This window comes from Shewanella sairae (assembly GCF_023283535.1).
Taxonomy (GTDB): Bacteria; Pseudomonadota; Gammaproteobacteria; order Enterobacterales; family Shewanellaceae; genus Shewanella; species Shewanella sairae.
In genome coordinates this window covers 1-18,980 of sequence record NZ_JAKILT010000041.1, presented here as the reverse complement: position 1 = coordinate 18,980, position 18,980 = coordinate 1, and the positions used below count along the sequence as shown (strand labels likewise).

Below are 18,980 nucleotides of genomic sequence, written 5' to 3'. Positions count from 1 at the left end.
ATAAAGATGCTAGCCACACTGAGTAACCAAGGGATCCGGCTCGACAAGTTGATGTTATTTCATTTTTTATTGGTCACATCTTGGCTGTTGATTCTCTCTCCTTTTGTGCATTTAACCTTAGGTGCCGCGCCGCTATTACTGACAAGCCTTATCGTACCATTAACCTGTGTTAGCACCTTAATAGGTCTTAAAATTGGTCATGGATTTGATAAAGGCCCTAGCAGCTTACTTTTTGCTAGCTGGATGCTGGTTTGGGCTATCCACCTGGTTTAATCCAAACAATTTCAAGGTACTCGTAAATATCCACAAAAAAGCCGAGCAACTGCTCGGCTTTTACATCTGTCTCTTTCGAGGCTAATAGGCTTTACTTATGGATGACAAACGTTGTGCATCTCTAAGTTAGTGCCAATATCTTTACTACGGTTAGCTTTCGCGTCGTCATTACGCAACTGGGTAATGTGATCTAAATATTCTTGGTTCACATCATTAGTGACATATTTACCGTCAAATACTGATGTTTCAAAACGCTTAATGCTTGGGTTTTCTTGGCGTACCGCTTCAATCAAATCCGGTAATGACTGGAAAATCATGCCGTCAGCACCAATCAATGCATTAATTTCTTCTACGTCACGACCATGGGCAATCAGCTCATTAGTGGTTGGCATATCAATACCATAAACGTTAGGGAAACGAATTTCCGGTGCAGCTGATGCAAAGTAAACCTTGTTTGCCCCGGCTTCACGCGCCATCTCAATGATCTGCTCAGACGTGGTACCACGCACAATAGAGTCATCAACTAGCAATACGTTCTTACCTTTAAACTCAGCGCTAATGGCATTAAGCTTGCGGCGAACTGATTTCTTACGCTCTTGTTGACCAGGCATAATAAAGGTACGGCCAATATAACGGTTTTTAACAAAACCTTGGCGATATGGAAGATCCATATGGCGTGCAATCTCTAAAGCGATATCACAAGACGTCTCAGGAATAGGAATAACCACATCGATATCGTGATCTTCCCACTCTCGCTTTATCTTCTCGCCCAGCATAGTGCCCATATTCACTCGGCTGCTGTAAACAGAAATGTTGTCTATGGTCGAATCTGGACGGGCAAAGTACACAAATTCAAAAATACACGGTGCGTAACTTGGTGCATGTGCACATTGGCGCGTATATAGCTCGCCTTCTAGGGTGATATAAACTGCTTCACCCGGCGCCACATCACGCATGAACTCGAAACCAACGGCATCAAGTGCCACACTTTCAGAGGCGACCATATATTCAGTACCCGTCTCTGTTTCATGCTTACCTAGCACTAACGGACGAATACCAAATGGGTCTCTAAATGCCACTAGACCTTGCCCAATGATCATCGCCACAACGGCATATGCGCCGCGTGTCAGTTCATGAACTTGCGTGACCGCATTAAATACGTCATCAGCACTTAACTCATGAGTGGTGGTATTTTGCAGTTCATCGGCTAATAGGTTAAGCAACACTTCAGAGTCTGAAGTGGTATTAACATGGCGACGTTGCTTCAAAAGGCGTTCATGCAGCTCAACCGTGTTGGTTAAGTTACCGTTATGAGCTAATGAAATACCAAAAGGCGAGTTAACATAAAATGGCTGCGCTTCAGAAGCACTTGAACTACCAGCCGTAGGGTAACGCACGTGACCAATGCCTGAATTACCTTGCAGGCGTTGCATATGTTTTGGCTCAAAAACATCTTTTACCAAACCATTCGCTTTACGTAATCTAAACGCATAGCCATCAACAGTCACAATGCCAGCAGCATCCTGTCCACGATGCTGAAGCACGGTCAGTGCATCATAAATGGTTTGGTTAACCGATGTCTGACCTACTATTCCGACAATACCGCACATGTGTGAGTTTCCTCGTTGTAAGATGTTCTATTATTTAATATTTTTGCTTTAAGCGAGTAGGTACCCGCCTAAAACCAAGTAATGCTTTAATGCATTTTATATTTTGGGTACAAAGCTTGAGGTATTTTCCACGTAGTCAAAAAACCACTGGATAACAACTCCAAATTCGGGCACGAGTGTCGACTCTTGCCACCAATTTGTATTGGGTGCTCCGGTGAAAGCATCCATAAAAAACAATAATGCGCTTACGATTAATGCGCCCCTTAAGGCACCAAAACATAAGCCCAGCACTCTGTCTGTGCCTGACAATCCGGTTTTAGAAACCAATTGACCAATGAGGTAATTCACTAACGCGCCAAGAATAAGGGTAGAAACAAATAAAATAGCGATGGCAACGCCGTTACGAACAAATTCATCTTGCATCTGGGTCAGATGCGTTGCGAGTTTTAAATAGAACTGGCTGGCAATAAAAAAGGCGGCAAACCAAACAACAAGAGACATGGCTTCTTTAACAAAACCACGGACCAAACTAATCAGAGTTGATAGTCCGATAACAATAATGATGGCGTAATCAATCCAAACCATTTAAGAAATAATCCAGCAAAGGGGTTAAGACGGCGCGATTCTATCAGAGACAGAGTTATTTCTCACGTTTTCACGGCGAAACAACCTTTTCTCTGATAAAGACAATCGCAGTTTATTATTTTTCCACAGGATTGTAGGCAACAATGCGCCCTTTTAGCTCTGTGAGTTTAAAGATATCGTTTTGCATACGGCTTAATTTATCTTTAGAGATATTTGGCCCTACAAACACTTTGGTTAACTGACCATCAATGGGTTTAGTTGGCAATGTATATGCGGTAAAACCTTTTGTTCTGAGGCGGTTAACTAGCCCTTTCACATTGGCCGCGTTATTAAAGCTGCCAAGTTGAATAGTCCAAGCAGCTGAAGGCTTTGTTGCAGGTTTTGGTTGCGGCTTTTCTTCTGCCTTAGGCTGAGTTGCGGCAAGCTTTTTTTCGGTAGTTGACGCTTGAGCCTGAGTGGGAGTTTGCTCTGCAATATGCCAAGAATCATCACCGCTTTCAGCGTCTTGCTCTGTGTCCGACTGCTTAGCACCTAGATCGAGTGTATCGATATTTTGTTCAGGTAAAGCATCTTGTTCAATTACGGGCCTAAGAGGAATTTCAGCAAATTGCTCCTCTTCACGTTGTTTTTTGCCATCTAATACATCAGGTAGAAAGATCACCCCTAATGCTACTATCACAATGACACCCACTAGACGGTTTTGAAATTGACTAGACAAGCTCTTCTCCCTTAAACAAATCTTTAAAACCCGCTACGGTATAGAACGAGCCAAACGCTATAACAACATCATCCGCGTGCATTTTCGCCTTTATAGCGTGCCAAGCATCTTGCATCTGTGTAAATGTTTGCACATTTACATGCTCTGGCATAAGAGCATTAAGCTCCATTGCCGAAGCCCCGCGTGGCCCTGCTAAATCACATAGAAACCACTCATCAACATCGCTTGCCAGCTCTTGTAATACCGAACGCGCATCTTTGTCTTTAAGCATGCCACAAAGCGCAAACAAGCGCCCTTTTGGTATTGCGGCCAAACGCGATTTTAAATAACGTGCGGCATGAGGGTTATGCGCCACATCGACAATCACCTTTGGCGATTGACTCAAATATTCTAATCGACCCGCAAGCTGAGTTTCGCCAACGGCTTTAGCAATAATCTCGGCAGGTATTGTTGGGCATAAGTGTTCAAGTACCGCGATAACGGTTGCAGCATTAGGTTGTGGCAAAAACGGTAATGGTAGCTTAGCCAAATTAAGCTGCTTACCTTGATAATGCCAGTCTTGTGGAGTGCATTGATAACTAAAGTCAACATTGACACGATAAAGCGCTGCGCGAGCTTGGTTAGCCACTGCAATTACCGATTGTGGGCAATCTGGCTCACCGACAATAGCTGGACGACCGGCACGGAAAATCCCCGCCTTTTCGGCGCCAACTAACTCACGGGTATCGCCAAGATACTCTTGATGATCTAAATCGATTGATGTCACAACAGCGATATCGGCATCAATTAAATTGGTTGCATCTAAGCGCCCGCCGAGGCCAACTTCAAGCAGTACGACATCGAGTTTGGCTGCCTTAAACAGGTATAGACCCGCCAACGTGGCATATTCAAAGAAGGTTAATGAAATCTCTGCACGTGCAAGCTCTATGGCTTCGAATGCAGCGACTAGATCTGCATCGCTTGCATCAACGCCATTGACTCTAACCCGCTCATTGTAATTAAGCAGATGCGGCGAACTGTAGACGCCCACCGTTTGCCCCGACATCAACAGCGCCGCTTCTATCATGGCGCACGTGGTGCCTTTACCATTAGTGCCGCCAACGGTTACCACTTTACAGTGGTCTAACTTATTGACGCCTAAACGCTCAGCGACTTTAGCGACTCGGGCTAAGCCCATATCAATTTCTGTTGGATGAATTGCCAACAAAAAATCTAACCAAGTATGCAATGTTGCGCCATGACCCGGCGCGGCCTGCATTAATGTGTCATTTTCAATCACAAAACTTTTCCATTTAAAACCGTTAAAGGGAACATCCCTGATGATGACTTTTATTTATTTGGGACCATTTAGCTGTTAACTAATCGAGCATAAACAGTGGACCAAGTGCTAATTTAGGCAACTGATAGCTTTCTGGATAAGTCACATCGACAAGGTACAAACCATTGGGTTTAGCGGTTGCTGCAGCTTGGTTTCTATCTTTAAGTGCCAGTAATTGCTCGATCCACTCTACAGGTTGATTACCATAACCAACTTCCAATAGTGAACCGACAATATTACGCACCATATGGTGTAAAAACGCGTTCGCTTTAATATCAACGCAAATATACATGCCTTGACGGGTGACATTGACTTCATGCACACAGCGAAACGGCGTATTTGATTGGCAATGCACTGCTCTAAAACTGGTAAAGTCTTGTTCACCTAACAGGTATTGTGCCGCTTGGTGCATCTTGGTTTCATCAATATCACCTGGATAATGACTGACTCCGCCGCGCAAGATCCCAGGGCGCAGTTGGTGGTTATAAATCATATAACGGTAACGTCGAGCCGTCGCAGTAAAGCGAGCGTGAAACTCATCATCAACTACTTTAACCCAACGAACCGCAATATTATCAGGAAGGTGAACGTTAACGCCTAACGTCCAAGCTGTATCTTTACGCACTGCATTGGTTTCAAAATGGACCACTTGTCCTGTTGCAGAAACACCTGCATCAGTGCGTCCGGCGCAATTTACGGCAATAGGTTCGTTAGCCACTATCGACAATGCTTTTTCTAACCGCGCCTGCACTGTGTCGACTTCCGCCTGACGTTGCCAGCCGAAATATTGACTACCATCGTACTCTATTCCTAGTACAACCCGCATTTAACACCTCTATCACTCGGTTCAACAGCTATCTGACCATGGATTAAGTTCAACATAGTCAAATAGGCAAAATCTAATTATTGGCGGCGATTCTAACATACTCAGGACAAACGATGAGTATAAAAAAGGCGCCATAGGCGCCGTTTTTATTGGACTAAATTAGACTAACTCTTTCTGTAATCGCGCAGCTTCCGCTTGTTGTCGCTCGTTACCATCAAGCTCCACCTCTTTTAGCAAAGCACTCGCACTGTCATTATCATCAATTTCAATGTATGCACGCGCAAGATCTAACTTAGCGTTGATAGAGTTCTCTTCATCGTCAACATCGACCATTGCCGAGTTGCCCATTAACGAATCAAGTTCCCCCATATCCACATCAAACTGCTTATAAAGATCAATATCGCTATTATCTTCATCTGCTTCACTTAGCAGCATATCAATGTCTATAAAGTCATTATCTTTTTGAAATGAACTTAATTCATCTTGAGCAAAGTCTTTTTTAGAAGATTGACTGCTTACGACCTCTTCTGCATCAAGTGCTGCAAGGGCTTCATCAACAGTCATTTTGCTATTGTCATCGAGCGTGAATGCATCGTCGTCAGCAAAGTTAGCTGAACTTTGACCGTCACCTTCAGCAGCTAAACTACTGAATAATTCATCATCAGAAAGTTCTTTAGGCGCTGAGAAATCAATATTTGAATCAAAGTCTAAGCTTTTATCGTCTTGTTGCTGTGGCGCTAAGTCTTCAAGTTTAGCTTCAACATTGTCTATGTTATCTACATGAGAACCGCCAACGTCAGCTGGCGAGTCAAGATCGGCAAGCAATGCATCAAGTTCACTGTCAAGTTCGCTGTCGGACTTGTCTTGGCTATTTGGGTCATCATCTTCAAGCTCAGCTGCAATTTCAAAGCCTAACTCTAGCTCCGCCGCCATTTCATCAGACAGGGTATCAATATCTTTCGAATCACTGTCATTTTCGTCTTTTTCACTTTCAAGTGAAGCCAATAATGTATCTAAGTCATCTTGATTACTGACTGCAGATGCAGGCTCTTCATCAAAATCGGATTCTATAGCTTTATCATTTGGTTCATCAAAGCTAGCAAGTAATGCGTCAATGTCTTCACCAGCGCTACGATTCTCAGTAGAGTCAGTACTGTCATCAAGGCTGAAATCAAGTGCTTCGGTTGCACTATCTGCAACTGGCGATTGCTCAAGCTCAGTCGTCTCAGCTTGAGGCTCATCGAAGCCAGCAAGCAATGCGTCAATGTCATCATCAGCGCTAGGATTCTCAGTAGAGTCAGTACTGTCATCAAGGCTGAAATCAAGTGCTTCGCCTGCACTCTCTGCAACTGAGGATTGCTCAAGCTCAGTCGTCTCAGCTTTTGGTTCATCAAAGCCTGCAAGCAATGCGTCAATGTCATCATCAGCACGACGATTCTCAGTAGAGTCAGTACTGCCATCAAGGCTAAAATCAAATGCTTCGCCTGCACTCTCTGCAACTGAGGATTGCTCAAGTTCAGTTGAGTTAGCTTGTGGTTCATCAAAGCCTGCAAGTAATGCATCGAGATCTTCTGTCGTGTTAGCTTCAGCGTTTACGCTGTTATCAACATTATCTTCAGCGGTTTGCTTGCTAGTGTCTGCCAAATCCAGCTCAGTTTTATCAACTTCATCAAACCCAGCAAATAAAGCATCAAGGTCTTCATCTTGCTCATTGTCAATTTGGGGGTCATTGGCCTTGTTTACTGCAGGCTCATCAGGCGCATCGAAACCAGCCAATAAAGCATCTAAATCTTCTTCATCACTATTTTTAGTAATCTTGGTTGATGCTTCTTGCTCGCTACTTGAGCTCGGCGCATCAAGGTCTGCCAGTAATGAATCAAAGTCATCTTCTGCTGGTTGAGCGATAGCGTTGACGTCATCATTGCCGTCTGTTTGTTCCTGCTCTCCCATTGCTTCAGCCCATAAATCATCGAGTGATTGGCCATCATCTTGGGAGTCTTCTACTACAATATCTTGTTCATCTTGCTCTGATTGAGCCATTGCGCCGACAGCAAGCCCCGTCAATGGATCTTGCTCAATCGTTTCCTCAGTATCTAAATGAACAGCCAAATCATCGGCATCATCCATTTTAGGCTCGTGAGCAATATCTGCAGCGCCAGTATCATTATCGTTATTTGCATCGTTGGCTGGTGCTTCATTTGTCGTTTCACTCTTACGACGAATAAACAGCCAAACTAAACCAATAACCAAAATTGCTGGTAACACTGCCCCTAAAATCAATAACACAGGGTTATCCATTATCGTACGCCATAAATCAGAGGTCGGCTCGACTTGTGGCTCACTGGTACTCGCGACTTGCTGCTGTGTCGCTTCTACTTCTTGCTTAAGTGCAGCGGACTCAGATTTAGCATCTTGCAGTGCTTGTTTTAACAGAGCATTTTCTTGCTTTAGTTGACTAATTTCATCTTGAAAGGCTGCAGTATCTGATGAGCCCACGACAATCTCATCACTTGCTCTTGCTAATTCGTCTGTCAGCTCCAGGTTTTTTGCCTGAATAGCTTCAACTTGACGCGTTAACATTTGAACTTCTTCAGACAATTCTGCGATTAAGGGATTTGGTTGCGCTTTTAGTGCTGAAGTTGGTGTTGCTGGTTTAGCAGGAGAAATCGCAGGAGCCACTGCTTGAGGCTTTACGGCTGTTGTCGCAGCCCAGCGCTCATCATTTTGTTCCGCGCGTGTTTTCGCCGCAACTTGCGATGTCTGCAACATGACTTCTCTGCTTGGCACTAGCAGGATCATACCGCGCTCTAAACTATTGTAGTTATTACCTGAAAATGCATGCGGGTTTGCATCATACAAAGCGGCCATAACTTGATAAACCGTAACGCCATTGTCAGGCTTTATCGCTTGGGAAATACTCCAAAACGTATCAGACGAAGTCGTTGGGCCATATTGACGCACACTGTTATTAACGCTTTGCGCTTTATCTTGGCTAGCTTGAATAACAGGCTTCACTTGACCGTCGGGGCCAGTAATTCTTAATAGTTCTGCAGCTGTAGCCATATTAATCGCTGGCGCAGCAGTGACGACTATCCCTGTAGCGAGTAAGCCAACAAGATATGAAGTGCGAAAGTTCATCAATCCTTCCCTTTAAAGCACGCTTGTGTCACCACCCTGGTGACGAGCTTTAGGCAATTGTATTTATTGAGATTACTATAAACTAGATTCCAGTGCCCTGCTACTGTTCACATCTTTAAAACATAAAAAGCCCGCGTAATGCGGGCTTTTTCATCATTTACTTATATTAAAACCAAAGATTAATAATAATCTCTGATTAAAACCTCAGCAATTTGTACACTGTTTAGTGCAGCACCTTTACGGATATTATCTGATACAACCCAAAGGTTTATGCCATTCTCGTGAGAAATATCTTTTCTTACACGACCAACATAAACAGGATCGTTACCAGCACCTTCGGTTATTGCTGTTGGATAATCTTCATCACCTTCAAACAACTCTACGCCAGCAGCACCACGCAATACTGATTTAACATCTTCAGCATCTACAGGTTGTAATGTTTCTAAATGAATCGCTTCAGAGTGGCCGTAGAAAACCGGCACACGAACCGCCGTTGGATTAACAACGATGCTGTCATCGCCGAAAATCTTCTGCGTTTCCCACACCATTTTCATCTCTTCTTTGGTGTAGCCATTGTCCATAAACTTATCAATTTGCGGCAACACGTTAAACGCAATTTGCTTAGGATAAGTCTTAGGCTCAACCGGTAAACCTTGCAGCAACTTAGCGCATTGCCCCGCTAGCTCTTCAATCGCTTGCTTACCAGAACCTGACACTGACTGGTATGTTGCCACGTTAATGCGTGAAATACCGTAAGCATCATAGATTGGCTTTAGCGCAACCAACATTTGAATGGTTGAACAGTTTGGATTAGCAATAATATTGCGGTTTCTAAAATCCGCAATCGCTTCTGGGTTAACTTCTGGAATGACTAACGGTACATCGATGTCATATCTAAAGTGAGAAGTATTGTCGATGACAACACAACCATTTTCAGCAGCAATAGGCGCCCACTTAGCAGACACATCACCACCAGCAGAGAAGAAACCGATTTGCGCCTGTGACCAGTCAAAGGTATCTACATCTAAGATTTCGACCTGTTTACCGTGGAAGCTCACCGTATCACCGGCACTGCGGCTGCTTGCTAATGGATATAAATTAGCAATCGGAAAGTTACGCTCTTCAAGGATCTCAATCATTGTTTGACCCACTGCGCCCGATGCACCTAATACGACAACATTAAATTCCTGCGACATAATTACAGCTCGACTCCTGAAAACCCTAAATTGGATAACCAATTTACATTAGTTTGCCCTGTGTTGCCTACCTTTAATGCACTAAATTCACGGCGATGAGTGTGATTTTTTCTCATCTGATCAAACCCCTGACTTTTTAGAAACTGTTTTCTAAATAATTCGTCATCATCGCGTAAATCATAAACAAATCGAGCCAACTGCAACAACGCTCTTTCGCTGCTTATTTCGGCGATAGAAAGCTGTTCACTCCAAAGCTTAGGTAATAACGTGTCCATTTCTTTAGACACCGATAATTTAAGAACCTCTGCTAGCTTTTGGTAAAGCATATAAGTGCCACGGGCTTTGCCTTCTAATGAATAGCCTGCAATATGTGGCGTACAAAATTCGATATAAGGCACAAGCTCCTCCATAGGATTAGGCTCACCTTCCCATACATCGAGTACCACTTTTACGTCGTCCCTATGCTGCTTAAACTTGATTAAAGCACGATTGTCTATCACTTCACCGCGGCAGCAATTTAGCAGCCAGGTGTTTTCAGCTAAGGTATTTAAGCGCGCTTCGTCAAACAAGTACCAAGTTTTGTGTTCGCCTTGCTGAGTAATCGGCACATGCAAACTAATCACATCACACTTTGCAATTAAGGTATCGAGCGATACAAAGCAACGAGGATCACCGCTTTGTTGCAATAAGGGATCATTAAGCAGCACCTCAATGCCATAAGCCTCAAGACATTTCGCCACTGCCGTACCGGTATTGCCAGCACCGACAATACCGACAACTTTGCCTTTTAATGAACTATTAAAGCGCTGTGCTAACTCAAGCATGGCGATAAAGGCAAACTCACCCACAGCCGTGGCGTTACAGCCTGGCGCATTAGAAAAAGGAATATTACGACTTGCTAGGTACTCTTGATCAATATGATCTGTGCCGATAGTGGCACTGCCAACAAATTTCAGTTTGTTATTTAGCGCCAACAATGCTTGATTCACTTTAGTGACCGAGCGAACCAGCAGTACATCGGCCTCTTGAACCTGCTCGGGCGTTAACTCCCTACCGTTGACAGTTTCAATCGTGCCTAAATCACCAAATAACTGCTGAACATAAGGCATATTTTCATCGGCAAGGATTTTCATCATGATTCCCAAAAAGTGTGCAAAAATACGTAGGAGTTACATTCTAGCAAGATGTACTAATCATTAAAAACAAAGGATTAGCAATATAAAGCGTTAACAACACAAAATCAGCCCTGTTGTCCAACAATGTACGCAATGTTAACTTGTTACAGAGGTACCCGCGCTTTCACAACAAATCGGCATTATGCCAAGTAATACCAGCAAGGAGCTTAAAGTGATAAAAGCAATTATTTTTCTCTGTAGTTTTACTCTGATAGGATTAGCAAGTGCAAAAGAAGTTAACCTAGATGTTAACCTAGATGATTACGCTGCATCATACTTTGCCGCATGGACAGCATCTCAGTCACCTGATGCAACAGAACAAGATTTAGAGCATTACCTAACATTCTTAGCTGACGATATTGGGCATCAACATTTACCCTATGATAATGATGATACCCGAAACCCCAATGGCAAAGCACAATTTCGCGAAGGAATGTCATATTACCTCGGCTCCCACACTCGTTATTTTGCACAGCTAAAGGAAGTCACTATAGGGCATAATGTCATAGTAATAACATACGCTACATCAAGTAGCGGCAAGCACCCGCAAACAGGTCAAATCATCAATCAACAGTTTGACACTATGGAAGTGCTCGAAATGGAAAATGGCAAAGTTTCAGTGATTAGAAAGTATTCCGAATAACTTGTGCTAATACACAAGCAATCAAAGATAAGCTTATAAAGCTTAGCGGTGCCTCATAGTTAGGTTCAATAGTCATAAAAGCGAGCAGTTTAAAACATATCGAAAACGACTCGCCTAGCCTAAATTAGCTTGGATTCAGTTAACAAGCAGACATTTCTAACAGTTTAGCGGCAACAAACAGATCTTGAATGGCAATGCCTGAGCTGTCAAAAATGGTAATCGCAGTATTATCAATCCGCCCTGCTGATGCGCCAGTTATAACCTTGCCTATCTCTGTCACTTGTGGATTGTCTGCATGCTGAAACTCTCCAATAACGACAGACTGTGCACCATAATCACAAAATAAGTTTGCCTCTTGATACAAGTCTACAGGTAACTCCTGCTTACCCACTTTATCTGCGCCCATCGCCGAGATATGAGTCCCCGCTTTAACCCAGCAAGCTTCAAATAGCGGCGCAGTCGCTGTGGTGGCGGTCACAATAATATCTGCTTGCTCACAGCCGTATTGAGCATTGCCAACGGTGCACTCTGCTTGCAAGCCTTTATCAAGCAAGCGCTTAATAAAGGCTTCGCAGCGATGGCTATCTCTGCCAACCACAATCACCTTTGTAATATCGCGTACTTCGGCGATTGCCAAAACTTCGTATTCTGCTTGGTGCCCACTGCCAAATACCGTTAATACACTAGCATCTTTACGAGCTAAATAATCCACCGCTACTGCATCCGCTGCCGCAGTGCGATAGGCATTAACTTGTGTTGCAGCCACCACAGCGACTAGCTCACCGGTTTCAGGGCTTAATAAAAACACATTCGTTCCATGGCACGGTATGTTCTTGGCCTGATTCCCCGGCCAATAGCTTCCGGTCTTCCACCCCACCAATGTCGCAGTTGAAGCCGACTTCATTGAAAACATCGAGTCTGTTTGTGGCCCCGCAGCATTAACCACAGGAAACAGCGTTGCTTCATCGGTTGTTGCGGCAATAAATGCTTCCTTTACTGCGGTATAAGCCAGTTGATGGCTGATAAGCTTGGCGGTTGTCGCTTCATTTAAATATTGCATATTACCAGCCTTGAATTCGGTTCCAGATCTCATAGGTCTCATCTTGTGTATCAAACACATGGTAGTGCTGATGCATCGACGCTGTGGCGCAAGCATGATTTGGCAAGATATGCAGGCGACTGCCTACCGGAAACTGGCTAAAATCAAGCAGCTCGTCTTCAACTGCCGCGATAATACCGTGCTCCTGATTAACTCCAATAACTTGCATTCCCTCAAGTAACTCACCAGTTGATTTAGTCACTAAACCATAGCCACAATCTTTAGGTTGCCCAGCAGTACCACGATCTCCAGATAACGCCATCCAGCCTGCATCAATGAATAACCAACCTTTTTGTTTATTATGGCCAATCACGGTTGCCACAACGCTCGCTGCAATATCATCAAGTTGGCAAACGCCAATCCCCGCCATGACTAAATCGAAGAAACCGTAAACCCCGGCTCTCACTTCAGTGATGCCTGTCAAATCTTGGTAACTATGAGCTGTCGGTGTCGAGCCAATACTAACGATTTCACAAGGGATCTCAGCCGCTCTAAGCAAAGTCGCCGCCTTCACTGTCATAGCGACCTCATTTTGCGCCGCTTTTGCTAAAGCAACCGGGTCAAAACAGAGGTAGGATTCACCAGCATGGGCCAATACTCCGTCAAAGCGCGCCGCGCCTCGATGCAATATACTCGCGATAGCTATTAATTGCGGGTCATCAGGCTCGATTCCTCCGCGGTGCCCGTCACAATCAACCTCAATTAATGCGGCGATAGTGCACTGATGCTCTGAACTATACAGGCTCATAAACTCAGCCTGTTCGACGGTATCTAACAATACCCTTACTTGCGCACCTTTGGCGTTAAGTGCTGCAATTCTTGGCAGTTTGCCCTCAGAGATCCCCACAGCATATACAATATTGAGGTAACCCGCATCGACCAGCGCTTCTGCTTCTTTTACCGTGGAAACGGTGATCGGCGCATCTTTACTAGGCAGCAAATGGGCCATCGCCTCTAATGCTCTAACCGTTTTAAAGTGCGGTCGTAATTGAGCTCCCAATACTTCAATCTGATCACGCAATCGGGATAAGTTGTGCAACATGATCGGCTTATCGACCATTAAAAATGGGGTATCTAAACGTTGATATTGAATCTGTAACTGAGTAGGTAAGTATTCACTGAATGACATGCTTAAAATCCGACGCTAATAAAAAGGTTATTTACGCTTTTGCAGCACAGCGCTACAAATCAATTTGAGCGACAGTATCCAACAGCTTAGTTTTGTTTTACATTAACACTTATTAAGGCATAGATTAGGTTTAAACCAAATGATCACCACCGAAGATCTGCGGTTCATTACAACAATAGCGAGCCATAAAACCCTTGCAGACGCAGCTAGAACGCTGAATATTACCCCGCCTTCAGTCACATTACGCCTGCAACATATCGAAAATAAACTATCGGTAAAATTGATCCAGCGCCCTTCTAGAGTGGTTAGCTTGACAGAAGAAGGTCAACTTTTGCTCGATAAAGGTATTAGCATTTTACGTGGCCTAGATGAATTGCAAGAACAGCTTGATGAATTAAAAGAGCACGTATGCGGTAAACTCAGAGTATTAGCCCCGCTGGGGTTTGGTAATGATTATATTGCGCCACTGCTTGGCGAGTACAAAATTGAGCACCCGCAACTGGATATTGAATTGGAGCTGTCTGATAACCCTAATTGGTCAAGTCACCATAAATGGGACATCATTATCTACATTGGCGCGCTTAATGACTCTTCATTAAAAATGATCACCTTAGCGCCAAATCAAAGGTTTGTTTGTGCTGCGCCAAGTTACTTACAACAAAAAGGTACCCCAAAAGCACCAAATGACCTGCTACAACATACTTGTATTGCATTAAAAGAGAACAATGAAGATGTGAACTTATGGTCTTTTAGCAAGCAAGCAGCAAGTAAAGGAGCGCAAAATAAGCCAAACAGTGACACCATTGAGGTGGTAAGGATAACCCCGACACTGGCAAGTAATGAGGGACGAGTAATTAAAGACTGGGCGATTACTGGACTGGGTATTATTATGCGCTCTGAATGGGATGTGCAGCCACAAATCAACAGCGGTGAACTCGTGCGCTTGCTTCCTGACTATAGCTTGCCCAACGCCAATATCGTCGCACTGTTAAGTAGCCCGGAAAAAGAACGCTCAGCAAGGATCTCCGGATTTATTCAGTTGCTAAAACAAAGACTGAACCCACAGCCTTGGAATCATCAATCAGCATAATGGGCTAAGTTACCTTGAGGTATCGCTGGCACTTAAGTTGCAAAATCGAGATACAAAAAAGCCTAGATAAATAATCTAGGCTTTTAACGTTTATAGCGTGTCTTATCCTAAAATAAGTTCAGCTTATTTGTACTTGCGCATAACCAAAGTAGCGTTTGTGCCACCAAAGCCAAAGCTGTTACTCATAACAGTGTTTAGCTCTTTTTCGGTCATTTCAGTCACAATCGGCATACCTTCAGCTTTTTCATCAAGCGTATCGATGTTGATGCTTGGTGCAATGAAGCTACTTTCCATCATAATCAAGCTGTAAATCGCTTCATGAGCACCTGCCGCACCTAACGCGTGACCCGTTAAAGACTTAGTCGATGCGATTGCTGGCAGATTATCACCAAAGGTTTCACGCAGAGCTTCAAGCTCACGCATGTCACCCACTGGCGTTGATGTACCGTGAGTATTGATATAATCAATTGGTGTATCAACATCAGCAAGTGCCATCTGCATACAACGAACAGCGCCTTCGCCTGATGGGGCAACCATGTCATAACCGTCTGATGACGCGCCATAACCAATAACTTCAGCGTAAATTTTTGCGCCGCGGGCTAAAGCGTGCTCTAGTTCTTCAACAACAACGATACCGCCGCCGCCAGAGATAACAAAACCATCGCGGTCTGCATCATAAGTACGTGATGCTTTCGTTGGCTCGTCATTATACTTAGTCGATAGTGCGCCCATAGCATCAAAGCCCATGGTTAGCGTCCAATCTACTTCTTCAGAACCACCAGCAAACACCATATCTTGCTTACCCATTTGGATAAGTTCAACAGCGTGGCCAATACAATGTGCACTGGTTGCACAAGCTGAACTGATTGAGTAGTTCATGCCTTTAATTTTAAATGGCGTTGCCAAACATGCACTCGCTGTGCTCGACATAATACGCGGCACAATATACGGTCCAACGCGCTTAACGCCTTTTTCACGTAATGTGTCTGCAGCTTGAACCTGATTTGCTGAAGATGCGCCGCCCGTGCCTACGATAATACCGACACGTGGGTCTGAATACTGCTCTTCAGTTAAATCAGCGTCTTTAATCGCTTCTTGCATAGCGATATGTGCATACGCTGCTGCGTTACCCATAAAGCGCAGTGCTTTACGGTCAATATATTCTGATGGGTCAATCTTAATGTCGCCCCAAACATGACTACGCAGCTTCATTTCTTCAAACTGATCAGAATGGGTAATACCACTACGACCCGCTTTTAATGATTCAGTGACTTCTTGCTTGTTGTTACCGATACTTGAAACAACGCCAAGTCCGGTGATCACGACTCTTTTCATTATTAACTTTCCATTTTGTACATCTAGTACCAATTTTGCTGGACCAATGGTATCGCTTTTCATCCATATAAGTGGTCAGCTTTCCATAAGGAACACAAAAATAATGTCTATTATGAGACCTTACGTATAATCTTTGCCAAAATCAGCCCATAAAAAGGTACACTTTCGGCAAGTAAAAGCGATTGTAACGCATATTTGTGAGCGTTTAATTTAACATTAAAGACGGAACCATGACAGTAAGTAAAATTGTTCAGCAAATTATTGATACAAAATCAGCCACGCCAATCGTGATTGGACAACTGGGTTTGGGCGAATTAAATAGCATTGAAGCACTGCTAAAACGACAGGGTAACCAAAGAATCACCCTCAAGATCTTCAGCCCCATCGATAATGCATTAACATCTGTGATTGCTAATCAGCGCTTTGAACAGATTGCAGGACAAGAGAGTATTTTACCGCTTATTGCTATTGAGGGATGTCAGCGCCGTATACTCAACAATGGTCAGCTAATTATTGATTTTTACCTTGGGGCAATTAGCGAGCAACTTCAGCAAATCGCCATCGTCGATGACAGTTTCATTGATGCTTGGTTGCTAAATCAAGAGCTAGATCCAAGCCTATTAAATGTCAATTTGTTTTGGCAAATGGCTAAGTTCAGTCACCAAGATGCGCAAATTCATGTTAATGGCGTATGGCAAAGCAGCGCGTTACAACAAATTTCAACTAGAGCAATCCAAACAGGGCTTACTCTTGTTACTCATACTGAATCGGGGCTTGAAACTGGCGAATTTGATACTAGCGAACTTACAACCGTTAAGCTTAAAAACGACGACATCGCCTTGCAAGAGCGAGCAGCGCTTCGCAGTCAAGTCAAACAAAGACAAGCGCCCTTCCCAATTGTTGCAGCCAGAGTTAACCCACAAAATATTGCCATTATTGGCGGCGGTATTGCCAGTGCCAGCTTAGCGCTTTCATTAGCAGAACGCGGCCAAAAAGTAAGCCTGTTCTGCGAAGACTCAGCATTAGCACAAGCTGCGTCCGGTAACAAGCAAGGTGCCATTTATCCGCTTTTAACACCGGATAACAACCCCTTAAGTCAGTATTTTCAGCAAGCATATCTATTTAGCTTACAAAGACTTAAAAGCCTAGCGGCACAAGGGCATAAAATCGACTTTGATTTATGTGGCGTTGTGCATACAGGCCATGATGAACGCAGCCGTAAACGTGTGGCAAAAATTATTAATGGTCATGCTTGGCAGCCGCTTATTGCTGAAAGCATTGATGCTAAACGAGCGTCCGACATTGCCGGCGTCAATATTAGTGACGGCGGTATCTTTTACCCTCTAGGTGGTTGGGTTTCACCGCAGGACTTTACTCAAGCGGCATTTAATCAAGCTCAAGCGCTTGCAGATGTGATGTTGACGCTTAATACACAGATTGTTGCTATCGATAAACAAAGCGATGGCTGGCATCTTCACAGTGAGCAAAAGCTTTACGGCCCTTTTGATACTCTGGTTGTGGCTAACGGCAAATCGTTAACGCGATTTAGCCAAACCCAGCATTTGCAAGCCACAGGTTTTAGAGGCCAAGTGAGCCACGCACCAGCAAGAGCAAAGCTGTCTAAATTGAGCGCCGTATTATGCGCTCATGGCTATATGACGCCTAGCAACAATAATCTGCATTGCCTAGGCGCAAGCTATGTAAAAAATGCACCGCATTTAGATTACAGCCCAACAGAGCAAGTCGAAAACCTGCAAAAAATTCAGCATAGTTACCTTGAGCAAGACTGGGTTGAAGATATTGATATTTCAGGTCATAGCGCCCGTGTTGGTGTGCGAATGGTGACCCGCGACCACGCGCCTATGATGGGACCAGCTCCTGACATAGATGCGATACTCGCGCTTTATCAGACTCATCAACTCACACCTGAGAGCCGTAAGTTTTGGCAAAACACTGCAACGCCAATTCATCACGATCTTTATGTGCTAGGTGGATTAGGTTCTCGTGGCTTAAGTTCAGGCCCGCTAGCCGCAGAGGCGCTGGCAGCGCAAATTTGCGCTGAAAATTTACCCATTAGCCTAGATTTTGTTGCCTTACTGAACCCCAACCGCATGTGGCTACGTAAACTCATAAAAGGTAAAGCATTGGAGTTAGACACTGATAGTTAAGTGTTTGCCAAATAACGCAGATAAAGACAAAAACAAAAAAGCGCCTTGATTAGGCGCTTTTGTTTTAGGCTGTTTTTTTAGGGCGAGTCATAGGCAACACTATATGCATAACAAGGCTATTGCGCGCCCGCTGCCATCAGCGCATTTTTAAAATCATTGGCCCAGCGGCGATATACGGTTTTCACGTCTCCCCAATTAAAGACTTGGGTATTTTGACTCCATTGATCAAAACCTTGGCCTCTATCCGCAGCTTTTGCGAGGATCTCACCGGTTTCACCATCTTTAATCACCGCTAATAACATCATCGAACCTGAGTTTTCAGTATAGGTCCGCCCCATAGAGCTATAGCTACGACGACTCGACTCAATGGGCGCACTCAAACGAATATCGGTAACTGCCGCTTCTATCACTAGTGTATTGGCGCCAGCTTTATCAACAAGCTCAAATGGTTGTTCGCTATTAAACACATCTTTTACGGTGGTTTGAAATTGCGCCGCCATTTTCTCTAGCGCTTCAGGTGGCAGATCGTAAGTCGCATTTAAACCATCAGCTCTTTTATCAATACGCGGCGGCTTATAATCTGCGGGGTGTAGTGGCATAGTGAATTTGGACACCAAGATGTAAGGGGTATAATCCCCATCTAAACACAAGGTGAACAAATGACCCGTAAATCAAAA

16 protein-coding genes are annotated in these 18,980 nt (G+C 44.1%); 4 read left to right on the top strand and 12 right to left on the bottom strand.

Features of this window, described 5'->3' with window-relative positions:
• Positions 1-6: 6 nt before the first annotated feature.
• A complete protein-coding gene (locus L2748_RS16150) occupies positions 7-273 on the top strand; it encodes a hypothetical protein (RefSeq protein ID WP_220781397.1) in 267 nt (88 codons plus the stop codon).
• Positions 274-368: 95 nt separating this feature from the next.
• Here the strand turns inward: L2748_RS16150 and purF are convergent, their stop codons facing one another.
• The 8 genes from purF to L2748_RS16110 all read right to left on the bottom strand — a co-directional run bounded on the left by purF (position 369) and on the right by L2748_RS16110 (position 10,797).
• Positions 369-1,883, bottom strand: a complete 1,515-nt coding sequence (gene purF, locus L2748_RS16145; RefSeq protein WP_220781398.1) for an amidophosphoribosyltransferase — start codon at positions 1,881-1,883, stop codon at positions 369-371.
• Positions 1,884-1,979: 96 nt separating this feature from the next.
• Positions 1,980-2,468: a CvpA family protein gene (locus L2748_RS16140; protein WP_220781399.1), complete on the bottom strand. Its 489-nt coding sequence runs from the start codon at positions 2,466-2,468 to the stop codon at positions 1,980-1,982.
• Between the two features lie 115 nt (positions 2,469-2,583).
• A complete protein-coding gene (locus tag L2748_RS16135) occupies positions 2,584-3,186 on the bottom strand; it encodes an SPOR domain-containing protein (protein ID WP_220781400.1) in 603 nt (200 codons plus the stop codon).
• Positions 3,179-4,444, bottom strand: a complete 1,266-nt coding sequence (folC, locus tag L2748_RS16130) for a bifunctional tetrahydrofolate synthase/dihydrofolate synthase (RefSeq protein WP_220781411.1) — start codon at positions 4,442-4,444, stop codon at positions 3,179-3,181. Before folC ends, L2748_RS16135 begins: the two co-directional genes overlap by 8 nt.
• Before the next feature lie 100 nt (positions 4,445-4,544).
• Positions 4,545-5,330 carry a tRNA pseudouridine(38-40) synthase TruA gene (truA, locus tag L2748_RS16125; protein ID WP_220781401.1) on the bottom strand — a complete coding sequence of 262 codons (786 nt, stop codon included), beginning with the start codon at positions 5,328-5,330 and terminating at the stop codon, positions 4,545-4,547.
• Between the two features lie 159 nt (positions 5,331-5,489).
• Positions 5,490-8,468, bottom strand: a complete 2,979-nt coding sequence (locus L2748_RS16120; RefSeq protein ID WP_220781402.1) for a FimV/HubP family polar landmark protein — start codon at positions 8,466-8,468, stop codon at positions 5,490-5,492.
• Between the two features lie 179 nt (positions 8,469-8,647).
• Entirely contained in the window at positions 8,648-9,664 is a 1,017-nt protein-coding gene (locus tag L2748_RS16115) for an aspartate-semialdehyde dehydrogenase (protein ID WP_220781403.1), read from the bottom strand.
• Positions 9,665-9,666: 2 nt separating this feature from the next.
• The gene (locus tag L2748_RS16110) at positions 9,667-10,797 is read right to left on the bottom strand and encodes a 4-phosphoerythronate dehydrogenase (RefSeq protein ID WP_220781404.1); all 1,131 of its coding nucleotides are present in this window, start codon (positions 10,795-10,797) and stop codon (positions 9,667-9,669) included.
• Positions 10,798-11,011: 214 nt separating this feature from the next.
• On the opposite strand from L2748_RS16110, the gene L2748_RS16105 reads away from it, so the two are divergent.
• Positions 11,012-11,482, top strand: a complete 471-nt coding sequence (locus L2748_RS16105) for a nuclear transport factor 2 family protein (RefSeq protein WP_246616164.1) — start codon at positions 11,012-11,014, stop codon at positions 11,480-11,482.
• 139 nt (positions 11,483-11,621) lie between these two features.
• Here the strand turns inward: L2748_RS16105 and L2748_RS16100 are convergent, their stop codons facing one another.
• Together L2748_RS16100 and L2748_RS16095 are read right to left on the bottom strand one after the other, a co-directional pair.
• Positions 11,622-12,542 carry an ornithine cyclodeaminase family protein gene (locus L2748_RS16100; protein ID WP_220781405.1) on the bottom strand — a complete coding sequence of 307 codons (921 nt, stop codon included), beginning with the start codon at positions 12,540-12,542 and terminating at the stop codon, positions 11,622-11,624.
• Position 12,543: 1 nt separating this feature from the next.
• Positions 12,544-13,710: a DSD1 family PLP-dependent enzyme gene (locus L2748_RS16095; protein ID WP_220781406.1), complete on the bottom strand. Its 1,167-nt coding sequence runs from the start codon at positions 13,708-13,710 to the stop codon at positions 12,544-12,546.
• Between the two features lie 139 nt (positions 13,711-13,849).
• Here L2748_RS16095 and L2748_RS16090 point away from each other — a divergent pair, with 139 nt between their 5' ends.
• On the top strand, positions 13,850-14,800 hold the full coding sequence (locus tag L2748_RS16090; RefSeq protein WP_220781407.1) for a LysR substrate-binding domain-containing protein: 951 nt from the start codon (positions 13,850-13,852) through the stop codon (positions 14,798-14,800).
• Positions 14,801-14,923: 123 nt separating this feature from the next.
• On the opposite strand, the gene fabB is transcribed toward L2748_RS16090, so the two are convergent.
• Positions 14,924-16,135 (bottom strand): beta-ketoacyl-ACP synthase I, encoded by a 1,212-nt coding sequence (gene fabB / locus L2748_RS16085; RefSeq protein ID WP_220781408.1) that lies wholly within the window; start codon positions 16,133-16,135, stop codon positions 14,924-14,926.
• 230 nt (positions 16,136-16,365) lie between these two features.
• Here fabB and mnmC1 point away from each other — a divergent pair, with 230 nt between their 5' ends.
• Positions 16,366-18,303, top strand: a complete 1,938-nt coding sequence (gene mnmC1, locus L2748_RS16080; protein WP_220781409.1) for an FAD-dependent 5-carboxymethylaminomethyl-2-thiouridine(34) oxidoreductase MnmC1 — start codon at positions 16,366-16,368, stop codon at positions 18,301-18,303.
• Between the two features lie 116 nt (positions 18,304-18,419).
• Here the strand turns inward: mnmC1 and L2748_RS16075 are convergent, their stop codons facing one another.
• Positions 18,420-18,902, bottom strand: a complete 483-nt coding sequence (locus L2748_RS16075) for a DUF3313 family protein (protein ID WP_246616165.1) — start codon at positions 18,900-18,902, stop codon at positions 18,420-18,422.
• Between the last annotated feature and the right edge of the window lie 78 nt (positions 18,903-18,980).